We start from the raw sequence: 15,544 nt of genomic DNA on the forward strand, positions 1-15,544 counted from the left end.
GCCAAGTTAAATAAAAGAAGCTGCCAAATGGGAAACAAACAACTTCACATAGAATCTTCCTCTTCCGGCTCAGCCAGAGATTCCTGGGCGGTTAGAGACTCCGGCAACTGTTTACTTGCACGAGCCCCCAGTTGCTTCAATTTCTCAACCCTCGCCACCAGATTCCCCCGCCCGACAGACAGTTTACCCATTGCGCCGTCATAAGCCTTTTGAGTCTGTTCCAGACGTTGCCCTATCGCTTCAAGGTCCGTTGTGAAATTGACGAACTTGTCATATAGATTGCCCGCCTGACGAGCGATCTCTATAGCGTTCTGAGACTGGTACTCATAGCGCCAGATATTATGAATGGTTCTCAGTGTCGCCAGCAGTGTCGACGGCGACACAATGACAACATTCAGCTCAAAGGCATCACTGAACAGATTCGCATCCTGCTGCACTGCAGCAAACGCTCCTTCGATGGGAACAAATAACAGGACAAAGTCGAGTGACTCAATCCCAACAGCATCCTGATAGTTTTTGCTGCTGAGATTTTTCACATGCTGACGTATAGAAGCCAGATGTTGCTTCAGAGCTGCAGCCCGCTCCTCATCACCTTCGCCGTTGTGATACTGTTCATATGCAAGCAGACTAACCTTGGAATCAATAATAACGGATTTGTTATCCGGCAATCGTACCACGACATCCGGTTGCTGACGCCGCCCGTCCGCACCTGTGTGACTGACCTGCACGTCATACTCTTGCCCTTTGGTGAGCCCCGAGCGTTCAAGAATACGCTCCAGCACCACCTCGCCCCAATTACCTGCAGTTTTGTTTTCTCCTTTCAGGGCATTGGTCAGTGCAATAGCATCTTCGCTGATCCGCTCATTCAGCGTCTGCAGTTTCTTGACCTCGCTTGCCAATGAAAAGCGCTGCTGGGATTCCTTTTCATAGACGTCTTCTATTTTCTTGCGGAAGTCCTTCAATTGATCCTGTATAGGGTTCAAGACCAGCTTGATCTGCGACTCACTGTGTTCAGAAAGTTTTCGGGTATTGGTTTCAAAGATCCGGTTAGCCAGAAGCTGAAACTCCTGTGTCAACTTTTCCCGTGATTCTTCCAAAAGCCTGAGTTTGTCAGCATGGTGCTGAGACTCTTTCTCTCTGGCAGTTTGCAAGGTGGCCAGCTCGGTCTTGCTGGCATTCAGCTCCCGCAACAATTCCTGGGTCTCTTCCCGTTGACCGGCCAGTTGCTGTTCCAGTGACTGCAATTGCCCTTGCCGGTCTTCAGCCCGGGTCTTCAAAATCACATATTCCTGCCGCAACTGATGAAAGTCGTCCTGCAAATGCTCCAGACGCTGTTCCTTTTCATCTATCTTACTCTCCATCTGTTCAGCCTGTTCGCGACTGGATGTCAACGCCAGCTCAAGCTCTGCGATACGTTGTTTTTCAGAGGCAAGCGTGCGGCGCAACATTAAAGCTGTCACAGCCAGGAGAACCACCAGTGTTGTCAAGCCAACGATTGCCCACTCCAATTCGTTGACAGGTAATCTAATCATGTAGTTTCAGATCCTTGGGTCTGGAAGATTGTCTTGATGTCGTTCACAACCGATTCCTGTTATTTGCATAGCATAGACTTGCCACTTACTTGTCGCTTACAAAAGGATATCGAAGAAAAGCGGCAACTTACTGTGCCGCTTTCAGGCCACGCTCTTTCAGCTCATGTAACTGATCTCTTAACCGAGCAGCTTTTTCAAACTCCAGATTCCGTGCAGCCTCGTACATATCGTCCTCCATCTTTTTAACCGCTTTGGCAAATTCCTGAGGAGATCTGGCGGCCAGATCAATACCATAGTCGGCTTGTTTCTCTGCCACCTTACGCTGTGCACTTTTCTTTTTGGAGCCTGGAGCAACAGCCCCTTCCATAATATCGGCAATGGATTTGGTCAGCCCTTTCGGTGTAATACCATGTTCCTTGTTAAAGCTAACCTGTTTGGCCCGGCGTCTTTCCGTCTCCTCCATGGCCCGCTGCATGGAACCGGTCACTTTGTCCGCATACAGAATTGCCTTGCCGTTCACGTTCCGGGCGGCACGGCCAATGGTCTGAATCAGTGAACGATCCGAACGCAAGAAGCCTTCCTTATCCGCATCAAGGATTGCCACCAGGGATACCTCCGGCATATCCAGACCTTCTCGTAACAGGTTAATGCCCACCAGGACATCAAATTCCCCGAGTCGAAGATCACGGATAATTTCTACTCTTTCCACCGTATCGATATCCGAATGCAGATAACGAACCCGGATACCGTGCTCCATCAGGAAGTCGGTAAGGTCTTCTGCCATACGCTTGGTCAAGGTTGTCACCAGCACCCGCTCATTCTTGGCGGATATCTGATGAATCTGATCAAGCAGATCATCAACCTGAGTACTGGCAGGCCGGACTTCCACTTCCGGATCCACCAGACCTGTCGGCCTGACAACCTGCTCCACCACCTGCCCTTGATGGTCTTTCTCATATTGCCCCGGTGTCGCGGAAACAAATACCATCTGCGGCGCCAGTCGTTCCCATTCATCAAATCTCAAGGGCCGGTTATCCATGGCTGACGGCAACCGGAAACCATAATTGACCAGAGTCTCCTTTCGGGACCGGTCGCCTTTATACATCGCCCCTAACTGAGGGACGGTGACATGGGATTCGTCAATAAACAGCAAAGCATTGGGAGGCAGATATTCGAACAAGGTCGGAGGGGGCTCGCCAGAGTCTCTGCCGGAGAGATAACGGGAATAATTCTCGATGCCATTGCAATAACCCAGCTCCAGCATCATTTCCAGATCATAGCGGGTACGTTCTTCCAGGCGCTGAGCCTCCAGTAACTTATGGTTACTGCGGAAATGCTCGAGCCGTTCTGCCAGTTCGTCTTTGATACTTTCAGTTGCATCCAGAATAATCTGGCGCGGGGTAACATAGTGAGTCTTCGGATATATTGTGGCCCGGGGAACCTTTCGATAGACCTCCCCTGTCAGCGGGTCAAACCAGGACAGGGCTTCAATCTCGTCATCGAACAGTTCAATACGTAACGCCTCACTTTCCGATTCCGCAGGAAACACATCGATGACATCACCTCTTACCCGGTAGTTCGCCCGGTGCAGTTCAACATCGTTGCGCGTGTACTGTAATTCGGCCAGACGACGGAGCAACCCTCGATGGTCTATTTTATCGCCACGATCCAGATGCAACATCATCTTCTTGTATGACTGGGGATCACCCAAACCGTAGATCGATGATACCGTTGCCACGATCAGAACATCCTCACGCTCCATCAATGCCTTGGTGGCTGAAAGGCGCATTTGTTCAATGTGGTCATTGATCGAAGAGTCCTTCTCTATATAAGTATCCGATGAAGGAACGTAGGCCTCTGGCTGATAATAATCATAGTAGGAGACAAAGTACTCCACGGCATTGTCCGGGAAGAACTCTTTAAACTCGCCGTACAACTGGGCCGCAAGGGTTTTGTTATGAGCCAGAACAATCGTCGGACGCTGAACCTGCCCCACCACATTTGCCATGGTGAAGGTTTTACCGGATCCGGTTACCCCCAACAGCGTCTGATGCAAGAGGCCATCTTCCAGGCCTTCCACCAGTTTATTGATCGCTGCAGGCTGATCGCCGGCGGGCTTATATTTTGATTGAAGTCTGAATTTTTGCATGATGGGAGCTTACACACACTTTCCAGTAGATGATAGTTTCAAGTAAATGTTAGAATCAGACGGTTTGAACTTGGTATGTCGTCTTGGTTTCACCTGTAAAATTGTCAGCCAACGTACCGCAGACCAACTCTGATTTCTTCATCATCCGCACAGCAAAAAATCGAGGAATGACTTCTTTGGAAACTGAACTCTCTCGTCGCGTCCAAGCCATAAAACCTTCCCCAACTCTCGCGGTCACTAACCGTGCAGCTGAACTCCGTGCCGCCGGTAAAGATATTATCGGACTGGGTGCCGGTGAACCAGATTTTGATACTCCTGCACATATTAAAGCCGCTGCCATTGATGCCATTAATGCCGGCCAGACAAAATACACGGCGGTTGACGGTACCCCGGCACTAAAAAAAGCCATTATCGATAAGTTCCAGCGAGATAACCAGTTAAGCTATCAGGCTAACCAGATTCTGGTATCCTCCGGTGGAAAACAGAGCTTTTTCAATCTGTCCCTGGCGCTGCTCGACCCCGGTGACGAAGTCATTATCCCCGCGCCTTACTGGGTCTCCTACCCAGATATGGTCCTGGTGGCGGAAGGTAACCCCGTCATCATTGAAACCAAAGCTGAGGCTCAATTTAAAATGACAGCCGAGCAATTGTCGGCGGCCATTACCGATAAGACCAAGCTGGTGACACTCAATAGCCCTTCCAACCCCACCGGCATGGCGTATACCGCCGATGAGTTGAAAGCACTGGGAGAGGTACTGAAAAAGCACCCACAGATATTCATTGCGACAGATGACATGTACGAACACACCCTGTTCAATGACGCACCTTTCGTCAACATTCTGAATGTCTGTCCGGAACTGTATGATCGCACCTTTGTTCTGAATGGAGTTTCCAAGGCCTATTCCATGACCGGATGGCGTATCGGCTATGCGGCTGGGCCAGCTAAAGTGATTGGGGCAATGAAAAAAATCCAGTCTCAAAGCACTTCTAATCCAGCATCTATTTCCCAGGCAGCAGCCGTTGCGGCATTGAACGGTCCGCAGGACTGTATCCGGGAAATGGTGGCAGAATTCAAGAAGCGGCATGACTTTGTTGTCGAAGCGCTAAATGCTATTGATGGCGTTAATTGCCTGGCCGTTGATGGAACATTTTACGCATTCCCCGGCTTCCAGGATGCCATCGAAAAACTGGACGATATCAACAACGACGTTGAGCTGGCTGAATACCTACTCAACAACGCAGGCGTTGCACTGGTTCCCGGGTCAGCTTTTGGCGCTCCAGGTCACCTGCGACTTTCCTTTGCCACCAGCATGGAAAACCTGCAGAAAGCGATGGATCGTATCGCCAAGGCCCTGAGCTGAGCCTGCCCGGAAAGGAGTTTCATTTCCCAAGCCTCAAAGTGTTTTTCGGGGCTTGACCTTCCCAAAAGAGGCGATTAATATACGCGCCTCTTACGCAATTCCCTGATAGCTCAGTTGGTAGAGCAAATGACTGTTAATCATTGGGTCGCTGGTTCGAGTCCAGCTCGGGGAGCCAAAATTCCAAAAAAGCCGTGACTTCAGGTCACGGCTTTTTTATTTTTAAACTCTCGCTTTTGGTATTTTTATACCAAAAACCTCGTTCAGCCCAGTCTGGGCCTGCCTTTAGAAGCCACACATGTCGGCGCTTCCGAGGAAATTCACACAAATTTATTAGTTTTTTTTCTCATAAAAAGCGATGGCTTAATCTGATTTTAAAATGACGTTGTTCGTTGTTTTTGTAACCCCCCCTATCGAACAATTTACTTTAGTCACGACAAACCTAAATTTTATCTGACATTTTTTACAATCCGTGCATTTGTCACATTTTTACAAAAACTACATATCGTTACACAAATAGCGAATATTCAGATTCAGGCCCTACAGAACGAAATATTCTCTTTACTGCGTGTTACACCAGAAGCTTTGACTCATGATCACCCTTCCCATAATACTTTGATCACATTCTGATCAATCACAGATCAGCTTGTGGCATCCCGAGCCACGGAATTTGATTGCCTCGACGGAGTGAGGTCATTATGGACAAAATTGTTATCTCACATATAGGACTGTCGCCGAAGGATCTGATTCTTCTTAAGAACCTTTCCCGGCTTGACGAAACCTGGTTTGGCAACTTTCAGCTTGCCAAAGAGCCTAACAGCGCTGAAGGACAAATATTGATCATGGATGTGGATCATCCTGACAGCGCCGCACAATGGGAACGCCTAAAGCCCATCGCCTACTTTGAAAACACCATTGTCCTGAGCAGGCGACCACAGCAAGTCGTTCCTAACACAATACACCTGACCCGACCATTACAGTTCCGGCGACTTACCGAAGCTTTGCATGCGGCCATCGTGTCTGACGACAAAAAACGGCATGACCGAAACATACTGATCGTCGACGACACACTGCCCGTGCGGACTTTCATGACCCAGAAGCTTCACGAAATCCTCACCGGTGACATTGGTGTCGAAGTAGCCGAGTCCGGTGAGGAAGCCGTTACCAGAGCAGCCAACCAGTATTACAACCTAATCTTCATGGATGTCATGATGCCGGGAATGGATGGCTACCAGGCCTGCCGCAAAATCAAATCACTGTCAGGATCGAAAGTGGTGATGCTGACCAGCAAGTCCTCCACCATTAATCGGGTGAAGGCAAAGATGTCCGGTTGCGACGGTTACATCACCAAACCTCCGGAAGATCGCGAACTTGTACAGGTAATCAGGCGATATCTAATGCCGCAAAGAGCCGAGTTACCTCAGACCATGCAACTTGCGGCTATCGGGAGATAGATAATGAGCAAGAAAATTCTGATTGTTGATGACAGCGAAGCAGATCTGACGCATTTGCAGTCGATCGTCGCCGAAGCCAAGTACCAGACGGTTCTGGCCCGTTCTGGAGAGGAAGCAGTCAATAAAGCCAAAGTGGAAAAACCCAATATGATCCTGATGGACATCATCATGGGCGAAATGGACGGCTTCAGCACATGCAGAGAGCTCTCCAATTCGCCGGAAACCGCCAACATCCCGGTGGTATTCGTGTCCAGCAAGAATCAGAAGGTTGACCATATCTGGGCGGCGAAACAGGGAGCCAAAGCACTGATTTCAAAACCCTATCGTCAGGAAGACATCCTGAATCAGTTGCAGAGCTACGCTTAAACGAGCGCCAGCCCAAGGAGCAAAGCCATGAACAGCGTCGTAATTCCCTCTCAGAACAATCGCTTGCTAACTCCATCGGAGGCCCTGGCCGTTCTGCAGAAGTTGGATGGGGCCGAAGCTCAGGACGATGTTGAAGTGTCCAGCAGCCATTGGTTTGGCCTGCACCTTTCCCAGTCGGAGCAAAACGGGGCCTCTCTGGGACTACTGATCCGTGAGGATTGCAACAAAGAGTTGATAGAAGAGCCGTCCATCTGCCAGGTGCCTTTTACACCGACCTGGCTGTTGGGCTTCACTAACGTTCGGGGGCAGATTACCCCAGTGGTGAACCCCTACGATTTTTTCCATCTGGAAGACTCCGATGGTCAGACAGCCAAAACGCACAGCAGTATCAGCAGGCAGTCCGACTCTTCTTACATTCTCTATTTTGACCATGAAGGTGACTCATTTGCCATCGCAATACATCACATGCCCCGTAAATTCAGCGTTAACAGCAAGCAGGCGATGAGTCACCCCCCCATTTTGACAGCAGAGCTTAAAGCCTGTGTCGACACCTGTTATCACCAAGAAGGCATTTGGTGCGAATGGAACCTTGCCAAGTTTAAACGGAGGTTAACCCAAATGTTGACGCCATCCTGAGCCCAAACCCAGCGGGACAACACCGACAGCAGTAGCGGTTTCTCCCTGCATCCGACTACAGGAAGTAATAACGCCCGACAGTATTACCTGCCGGGACAGGATTAGTGCGCCCTGACTCAGGGCCAAAAGTCATATCCAGGAGAATGATATGCACCATATAAACCGTCACAACAAATTTACTCTGCTGACAGTTGTACTGACACTTTGTTTGGCTTCGGCGGGCTTAAGAGCCGCTTCCCAGACCGAAGGCGTCTACCGGGACAGGATCGTCATTGGCGGCGTTCTCGATCTGGAGGGCCAGTCCCGGGGGCTGGGGATCGGCATGCGGGACGGTATTCAGGCCGCGTTCGCTGAAGAAAGAATACAGGGCAAGCAGTTGGAGTATGTGGCTCTGAACGATTCCTACACGCCAGAACTGACCGCTCAGCAAACTCAAAAGCTGATAAATGAAGGCGTATTTGCCATGGTAGGTAATGTCGGCACCCCTACAGCCAAAGTCGCCCTCCCTCTTCTTGCCAGTCACGATGTTCCGGCCATCGGATTTTTTACCGGCGCGGGCATCCTCAGGCCGGGAACCGGTGAAGTGATTAACTTCCGAGCAAGCTATGTCCAGGAAACCGCCAAGGTTATTGAACAAAGCCTGCTGGCTGGATTAAGTCCCAGCCAGATCTGCGCCTTTGTCCAGAATGACGCCTACGGTATGGCCGGTGTTGAGGGCATTAAATTGGCATTGAATTCCAAAGCAGGGACCTCTGCCATCATCGCCAGGCTCGACCAGATTCTCGCCATGCCCGGAGAGAACCCTGCCCGGAATGGAGTGGGTCCTGTCGGCGTCTATCAACGCAACACTTTGGCTTCACGCCCTGGTTACGAATCCCTGAAAAAGTGGGAACAACAGGAAAATGTGCAATGCCGACTGGTGGTAACCGTTGGCACCTATAACGCCATCGGGCGCTTTGCAGCCTATGCCAGACAAAAAGGCGACGACTGGATGATCAGCGCCGTTTCTTTTACTGGCGCTGATAACTTGCTTGCCGTACTCAGTCAGTATGGCGTCAATGACAAAGTGATCGTGACCCAGGTTGTACCCGACCTGGACTCTGATCTGCCTATTGTCCATCAAGCCAGAAAGGCACTTGGTGAACGTTTGAATGTTGTATCTCTGGAAGGCTATATCGTCGGCAAAATGACCATGGAGCTACTGAAGAGAATTGACGGCGAAATCACCCGGAACGCATTCCGCAGAGCCACCAGAAACAGCCTTATCGAAGTCGGCGGGCTGAGGCTGGATTTCAGGGGAGACAATCAGGGATCAGACCTGGTCATCATGACTTATCTCAACAATAAGACTTATCAGACGATCGGCGATAACCAGATCGCCCAGCTGTTCTAGCCCACTCTCAGATTCATAGGAGCCCGAGATGAAATTTCAACGCTTGAATCACTTTTTCTCCATCGAAAAACTGAGTGTGGGTAAAAGGCTCACACTGTTGACCGGGGTAACCGCCCTGGCCCTGCTGGTCGTCGCATCACTTGCGGCCTTTGCTCTAACCTACGCCACAAGATCGGCGGGCGAACTGCACAATCAGGTGGAAAACCAAGCCAACCTGTCCGAATTGATCCGGACAATCGATACTGGTGTGGTGGAAACCCTCAATGGCCTTAACAGCGGCAGCATGATCTGGAGCGAGGCGGACCAGCGGATGAATGAAGCCAGAAGTAACTTCATGCAGAACTGGCAATTGCTGGTGGACAAAGTCCAGGAACAATCCGCAGACCAGCAGGCACGCTTCCAGGCCATGGAAAGTACAGTCAACGGCGTTATCTCCATTTTTGACCAGTTCAATGACATGGGGACCAACCAGTCTCGTCCAGCTCTGGAATTGTTTTTGCTGAACGATCTGGGTTATCTGCTTGATCCATTCCGGGCTGCCACCAAAAACTATGCGGATCTGACGCAACAAATTGCACAGGCAAAGTACGAAAACACTCAGACGACTTTAAGCTCAAGCGCAATAGTGGGCACCATTCTGATTGTATTAAGCTTGGTGGGATCATTGATTCTGGCACGGTTTATCCTAGGATCCATTTTGCAGCCGGTTACCGCCATTGCGAACACAGTAAGCAAGGTAAAACAGGGTGACACAGATGCCCGTACCAACATTCAGGGGACCGATGAGTTGTCGAGACTGGGCGAGGCACTTGACCAACTGCTCAATGAAAAAGTGGCCACACTGATCCAGGCAGAAAAAGAAAATGAGGTTCTCAACAACTCGGTTATCGAGCTCCTTGAAGGAACCGCCAAGCTCAGCGATAAGGACCTCACCACGAAGCTGACAGTACGTGAAGACATTACCGGCCCTGTTGCTGACGCCCTTAACATGGTGACCAAAGAAACCGCTGAAGCTCTGGGTAAAATCACCCACATCAGTAAAGCTGTTGGTGTATATAGCGTCATGGTGGACGAACAGACCCATAAGGTGGTTCACGTGGCCGCCGAGGAACGAGCTGTTATCGAAGACACCATTGATAAACTGGAAGGCCTGTCCAAACAGATGAACCTGATCGCGAAATGGTGTCAGTCCTGTAACCAGATTGCGAAGACGACGGCGGAAACCACTGACAAAGCCTATGAGGCTGTGGGAAACACTGTCGACAGTATGGGTGAAATCCGTGAATCCATCAGTGAAACAGAGAAACGCATCAAGCGACTGTCTGAACGTTCTCAAGAGATCAGCAGTATCATCGACATCATCAACAACATTGCTGAACGGACGCATGTACTGGCCCTCAACGCCAGTATGCAGGCAGCAGCAGCCGGTGAAGCAGGTCGAGGCTTTGCGGTTGTTGCCGATGAGGTACAACGTCTGGCGGAAAGCTCGCGTAATGCCACCTCCCAGATCAGCGCTCTGGTCCGTAACATCCAATCTGAAACTGCTGACGCAGTGGACAACATGAACAGCAGTATTACCCAGGTAGTAAGCGGTTCCAAACGTGCAACCCAAGCCGGCCAACAAATGCAGGAAACCCAGAAGACTGCGGCTGACCTCCTCGATGCAGTCGAGAAAATTGCCCGCAGCTCCCTAACCCAGGCCAAAGAGGCACAGTTGGTCCGGACTCAGGCAGACAGTATCGAGAAGAGCACTCACATCACTGACCAGGAGCTAAAACGTCAATCACTCCATACGGAACGCTTGAGAACGGCCTCCGCATTGCTGCAGCAAACGGTTGAAGTCTTCCGGATTCCGGAAAATGCGTTGCTGCAGATTAACCTGCCGGAGTTGTTGCAGGCACTACCTGAGGAAGAAGCTAAAGAAACATCTCCCCGGTCCAGTGAACCAACGATCCCCGGTTCATTCATCCGTCAATCCAAAGAGGGATTAAAACAAGCCAGTTGATGAGAGCAGGCTTCTGCCGATAGTGCCAAATCACTGTTGGCAGGAGCCTTATGACGTAGCGAACAGTTACCGTATCTCCCTATGCATGGAGAGCATATATGGATGCACGAGACCAAAATCACGATCCACTTCAGGATCAAAACATCGCGATGACTTCTCTGGCGGATGTATTCAGAGATGATCTGATGCAAATACTTCAGTCCGACGAGCCATCATCGGAAGAGGTGCTGGCGATGATGGACAATATCGGAGCCATGCTCGATATGACTGAAAGCCATCAGCACTTGGCTCGACTGGAGAGACTGCGCTCTCAGATCATGCCCAACGGCGGTACCCTGGAAGGAGAGCCGCAATCATTGCCCCAAGCCAAAACGCTGACCATCGCTCAGTGGCTGTTACGCCTTCTGGATTCATTGGATGACCCCGAGATTAGCAAGTTTGCCTCCATCAAACCTCATGAGAAGCACCATGAAGAAGATTCAGAACAGACATCGGAGATCCAGCAAACAGAAAACACTTTGGCAGCCCCCCTCATTGAGGACCCCATAGCGAATCAGCACGCCGAAGAGCCGTTAGAGGTTTTTCATGACGAATCTACTGATGATGACCTTCAATTCAGAGAAGCAGCCAAAGATGTGGGCTCAAGCCATTTAGCAAGTCATATAAAGGAAAACTCCCCAACTGACGCTGCAGCCGAAATAATGCTGCCTGAAGCCAACGGAGAATCGCCCATTCCCATGCTGTCGCTAACCGATATCCCCCCAGATTCAAATCTGTCAGACGAGCAGACTGAATTAGTGGAAGCCTTCTGGGCGGAAATCTGCGAGCTAGAGGATGATCTAACCGAAGCTCTAGACGTGATAGCAGCGGCTGACCATAACCGACGCCCCTATATTGATTTACTCCAGAGTCTGGCCGAGACCAGTAGCTACGTCGGCATCACCGGACTACAACATTTCTTTGACAGCCTGAGCATCCGTTTACAGAGTGAGGAAAATATTGGTGCTCAGCAGATTCAGCATCTGAAAAAGTGGCCACTACTTGTCAAAGACTATTTATACGAGCAGGCTTCGGAAAGCAGCTGCCTGGCCATGCTGGAATATCTAGAGGATGCTTCCTGGTCCGATGCAATTGATTCCGAAGATCAGCAAGCCCTGCTGTTTGCGCTAGTGGAGTTTGACGTCAGCGGCGAAGCACTGGAGCAAACACCCGCACCAGTTTACACGGAGGCCGATGTCGCACTGGACATTTCGGCTGACGTTACTCTAGAGGTTAAACATGCCTTCCTGCAGGATGCACCGCTGCACACTCACGCCATTTTTGACGCATTATCCAATATCGCCGATGACGATATTCCAGACAAACAATGGTTGATAAAAGCTCAGCGCGCCAGCCATAGCCTCAAAGGCTCAGCCAATCTTTTGGGCATCAAGGGCGTCGCCAATATCAGCCATGCGCTGGAAGATATTTTCGAAATTCTGGCTCAGGGATCAACACCCGTCTCAGAGCAACTTTATGACCTGTTAATGGAAGCTTCCGACTGCCTGAGTACCATGGTTGATTTTCTGGGTGGAAGAGACCAGCCTCCCAACAACAGCTTTGCGGTGTTGCAACAACTTGTTCACTGGAACAATCCTGATGGCATCGACCTTTCGTCCTTCCCAGCGACACCAGATAACGCCGATACCGATATGGTCTCTACTGATAACCAGTCTGATGCCAATGCACAACAGGTAGCAGCTGATCATAAGAGGTCATCTGATCGTCCAGAACATCCTGATAAGACGCCTCCAGTTCCTTCTGAAGAAGCAACTTCCTCAAAAGACGACAATGCTGCCACAGTCGGCTCCGAAGTCCCCATATCAGACTTTGACAGTCTGGTACTGCTCGCTGAAGAAATGAGCATCAACAATGTCCAGGGCAAAGAGCTGTATAAAAAGATTCAATCTACCAGTGAAGACATGTCCAAGCACGACCATCTGCTAAGCCAGCGTCGATTGCAGCTGGAGGGATTGATTGATAACCGTAGCATGGACCGGCATACCCCCCAATCCGGTTTTCAGTCGCCACAAACCGACGATACAGAAGACGCTGAATTCGATCCATTGGAGATGGATCGTTATGACGAGCTGCACGAATGCTCGCATCAACTGTTCGAGTCTGTCGCCGATGTCCGGGAACTGAACCATAAGCTTCAGGACCAGTTACTAATGCTCGACAGCCTGATGCGTCAGCAACATCGCTACATTGACAAGCTTCAACACCAATTGCTTTCCAAACAAAAGCTGGCCGCATCGGAGCTGACCGGGCGTCTACAAAGATGTGTTCGCCAGGCTTGTCGTGCCGCCGGCAAGTCTGCTGTATTGGATGTGATCGGAGACGACCTTGAGGTAGACCGTCTTCTCATCGAACAACTGGCCGATCCTCTGATGCACCTGCTTCGTAACGCCGTGGACCACGGTATTGAAATTTCTGCCGAAAGAGAACAGTCAGGGAAGAACCCACGGGGCAGAATCCAGGTTCAATACGCCCAGGTCGGTCGCTTTCTGCAGATTGTCATTGAGGACGATGGCGGTGGTCTGGACTTTGAACGGATCTTCAGGAAAGCCCTGAAATCAGGCATTTTGGCAGAAGACTCATCCAGACCGACAGACCAGGAGTTGTCACAATTCGTCTGGCAACCCGGCTTCACAACCCGGGATAAAGCCACTCAACTTTCAGGTCGCGGCATCGGCATGGATGCAGTTAGAAGCCAGATTGAATCCATGGGAGGAAACATCCGTTTTGACACGGAAACCATGGAATCTCTCACACCGGGAACCCGGCCACTGGGTTGCCGGCTGATCATCCGGGTTCCTGTCAGGGAGATTACTCAATACATGCTGTTGGTCACCGTATGCAAGCAACGCTTTGCTATCCCGTCTTCCAGTCTCTCTCAGATTCTGGCTACCGGTGTAGGAGAGCTTGAGGATATTGCAGGACAGACTTATTTATCCGCAAACGACGAACTATACAGATATGTGGATCTGGCCAAATCTTTGTTTGGGATAGAAGAAACAGAATCTGCCAAACCGCTGATTGTGGCCGAGGTGAGCGGTGTACTGACGGCAATTGCCGTTGATGAAATAAAATCCGGCGAGCAATTGGTTCTTAGAACTCCCGGACGCATGATTCCGGGGCTCCCCGGCCTCTTTGGCATGACGATTCTGGGTGATGGAACCCTGGTTCCCGTGCTCAACTTGGTTGAATTACTACAAACCGGCAATAAATCCAGCCGGTCAATGAATTCACCGGTGACATCATCGCAAGACATCTTCAACAAGATTCTGGTGGTCGATGACTCTCTCAGTGTCAGACAAACCCTGAAACAACTTTTGCAGGACTGTGGTTTTACTGTAGTCACCGCTTGTGACGGACTGGAAGCCATTGAAAAGATTCAGTCAGAGACCCCTCACCTCCTGCTGGTGGATATGGAAATGCCCCGAATGGACGGACTGGAGTTGACTCGTCAGCTACGCCAAACCCCTGAGCATAACCAACTTCCCATTCTAATGCTGACCTCTAGAAGCCAGCAAAAACATCGGGAACTTGCTCAAAGAGCAGGTGTTAACGGGTATACAACAAAACCCTATAACGAGAACGATCTTATGGACAAGATACAGGAGCTGCTGGGATGAATCATCAAACTGCCTATTACCTGGTCACTTGTTCCGGCAGGTCACTTTGCCTGCCGGCCGAAGATATTCTTTACCTAGCGTCAGCCGACGAGGTGACAGAGAAACAACAAATCGTATGCGTACGATTCTCAGATCGCTGGTATCCGGTTTATGGCTTTAATAACAATTGGATTCCAGCATCGGGACTTCAGCCGGAGGAAAAGAAAGTTATTCTGCTGCGGGACACCTACGACAATGTACCCGCCATGGCATTGAGCTGTCATTCGCTGTTTAAATTACGTACCGCCTCCCGAATACATTCTCTTCCGACTTGCATGCGACGACTTAGCCCGGTCGAAGGATTAATCAGGCAAAACAACGACTGGCACCTCTTCGCCACCGCACAGACCATCACACGCTATTTTGAGAGGGTACTAAGCTATGGAGCTGCAAAACCAAAAGAAGCTATCGGATACACGCCCATCCAACGACATGCTGGTTTGGCTGGCTAACCCCCTGGATGGAACAACGATAGCCCTGGCATCAAATTCGGTCGAAGAGTTTGTCCCTAACGCTCGTCTATTATCGATTCCTGCCAGTGAGCCCTGTTGCCAGCACATTACGATCTGGCATGAACAACCGGTACCGGTCATCTTCACCCGAGCCTGTCATTACATAGTTAATGCGAACATTGTCGTACTTAACAGCAATTCTGCTGACTCCCCATATATTGCATTGGCTGTAAGCACCGCTCCGGTTAAAAAAATGGTTGAAGACCAGGGTTTTGCTGGCTTCTGTTCTTCTGACTGCGGAATTTGGCAGGCAGCTCTGATCTCGGGGTTTTGTCGTAACGGAGAATCTATCCCGATTATTGACCCCAGCAAGCTGATGTCACCAGAAACTGAGTTTATTACCAACGCCAACAATGCCTGTATCAAGCCGGGCAAGTTCTTTGCGATGCAAAGACAAAAGGCCGGTTAGAATTACCGGCCTGG

At 50.3% G+C, this 15,544-nt stretch carries 11 protein-coding genes and 1 tRNA gene; 10 read left to right on the top strand and 2 right to left on the bottom strand.

Annotated elements, in window-relative coordinates; all coding sequences use genetic code 11:
* Positions 1-44: 44 nt before the first annotated feature.
* On the bottom strand, positions 45-1,532 hold the full coding sequence (locus tag F566_RS0109485; RefSeq protein WP_020406750.1) for a DNA recombination protein RmuC: 1,488 nt from the start codon (positions 1,530-1,532) through the stop codon (positions 45-47).
* 127 nt (positions 1,533-1,659) lie between these two features.
* Complete coding sequence (uvrB, locus tag F566_RS0109490; RefSeq protein WP_211210643.1) at positions 1,660-3,684, bottom strand: excinuclease ABC subunit UvrB; 2,025 nt, start codon at positions 3,682-3,684, stop codon at positions 1,660-1,662.
* A gap of 164 nt (positions 3,685-3,848) precedes the next feature.
* On the opposite strand from uvrB, the gene F566_RS0109495 reads away from it, so the two are divergent.
* The 10 genes from F566_RS0109495 to F566_RS0109540 all read left to right on the top strand — a co-directional run bounded on the left by F566_RS0109495 (position 3,849) and on the right by F566_RS0109540 (position 15,530).
* On the top strand, positions 3,849-5,042 hold the full coding sequence (locus F566_RS0109495; RefSeq protein WP_342662540.1) for a pyridoxal phosphate-dependent aminotransferase: 1,194 nt from the start codon (positions 3,849-3,851) through the stop codon (positions 5,040-5,042).
* A gap of 99 nt (positions 5,043-5,141) precedes the next feature.
* Positions 5,142-5,217, top strand: a tRNA-Asn gene (locus F566_RS0109500).
* Positions 5,218-5,737: 520 nt separating this feature from the next.
* Positions 5,738-6,493 (top strand): response regulator, encoded by a 756-nt coding sequence (locus tag F566_RS35360; RefSeq protein WP_020406753.1) that lies wholly within the window; start codon positions 5,738-5,740, stop codon positions 6,491-6,493.
* A gap of 3 nt (positions 6,494-6,496) precedes the next feature.
* Complete coding sequence (locus F566_RS0109510) at positions 6,497-6,859, top strand: response regulator (RefSeq protein ID WP_020406754.1); 363 nt, start codon at positions 6,497-6,499, stop codon at positions 6,857-6,859.
* A 27-nt stretch (positions 6,860-6,886) separates the two neighbouring features.
* Positions 6,887-7,495, top strand: a complete 609-nt coding sequence (locus F566_RS0109515; protein WP_020406755.1) for a chemotaxis protein CheW — start codon at positions 6,887-6,889, stop codon at positions 7,493-7,495.
* A gap of 148 nt (positions 7,496-7,643) precedes the next feature.
* Positions 7,644-8,888, top strand: a complete 1,245-nt coding sequence (locus tag F566_RS0109520) for an ABC transporter substrate-binding protein (RefSeq protein WP_020406756.1) — start codon at positions 7,644-7,646, stop codon at positions 8,886-8,888.
* A gap of 28 nt (positions 8,889-8,916) precedes the next feature.
* On the top strand, positions 8,917-10,893 hold the full coding sequence (locus F566_RS0109525) for a methyl-accepting chemotaxis protein (RefSeq protein ID WP_020406757.1): 1,977 nt from the start codon (positions 8,917-8,919) through the stop codon (positions 10,891-10,893).
* Positions 10,894-10,991: 98 nt separating this feature from the next.
* Positions 10,992-14,570, top strand: coding sequence for a hybrid sensor histidine kinase/response regulator (locus F566_RS0109530; protein WP_020406758.1), 3,579 nt, complete (start codon positions 10,992-10,994; stop codon positions 14,568-14,570).
* Positions 14,567-15,061, top strand: coding sequence for a hypothetical protein (locus tag F566_RS0109535; RefSeq protein ID WP_020406759.1), 495 nt, complete (start codon positions 14,567-14,569; stop codon positions 15,059-15,061). The genes F566_RS0109530 and F566_RS0109535 overlap by 4 nt, the downstream gene beginning before the upstream one ends.
* The gene (locus tag F566_RS0109540) at positions 14,991-15,530 is read left to right on the top strand and encodes a CheW domain-containing protein (protein ID WP_157496720.1); all 540 of its coding nucleotides are present in this window, start codon (positions 14,991-14,993) and stop codon (positions 15,528-15,530) included. Before F566_RS0109535 ends, F566_RS0109540 begins: the two co-directional genes overlap by 71 nt.
* The last annotated feature ends 14 nt before the right edge of the window (positions 15,531-15,544 follow it).

Origin of the sequence: Hahella ganghwensis DSM 17046, assembly GCF_000376785.1 — a bacterium.
Taxonomy (GTDB): Bacteria; Pseudomonadota; Gammaproteobacteria; order Pseudomonadales; family Oleiphilaceae; genus Hahella; species Hahella ganghwensis.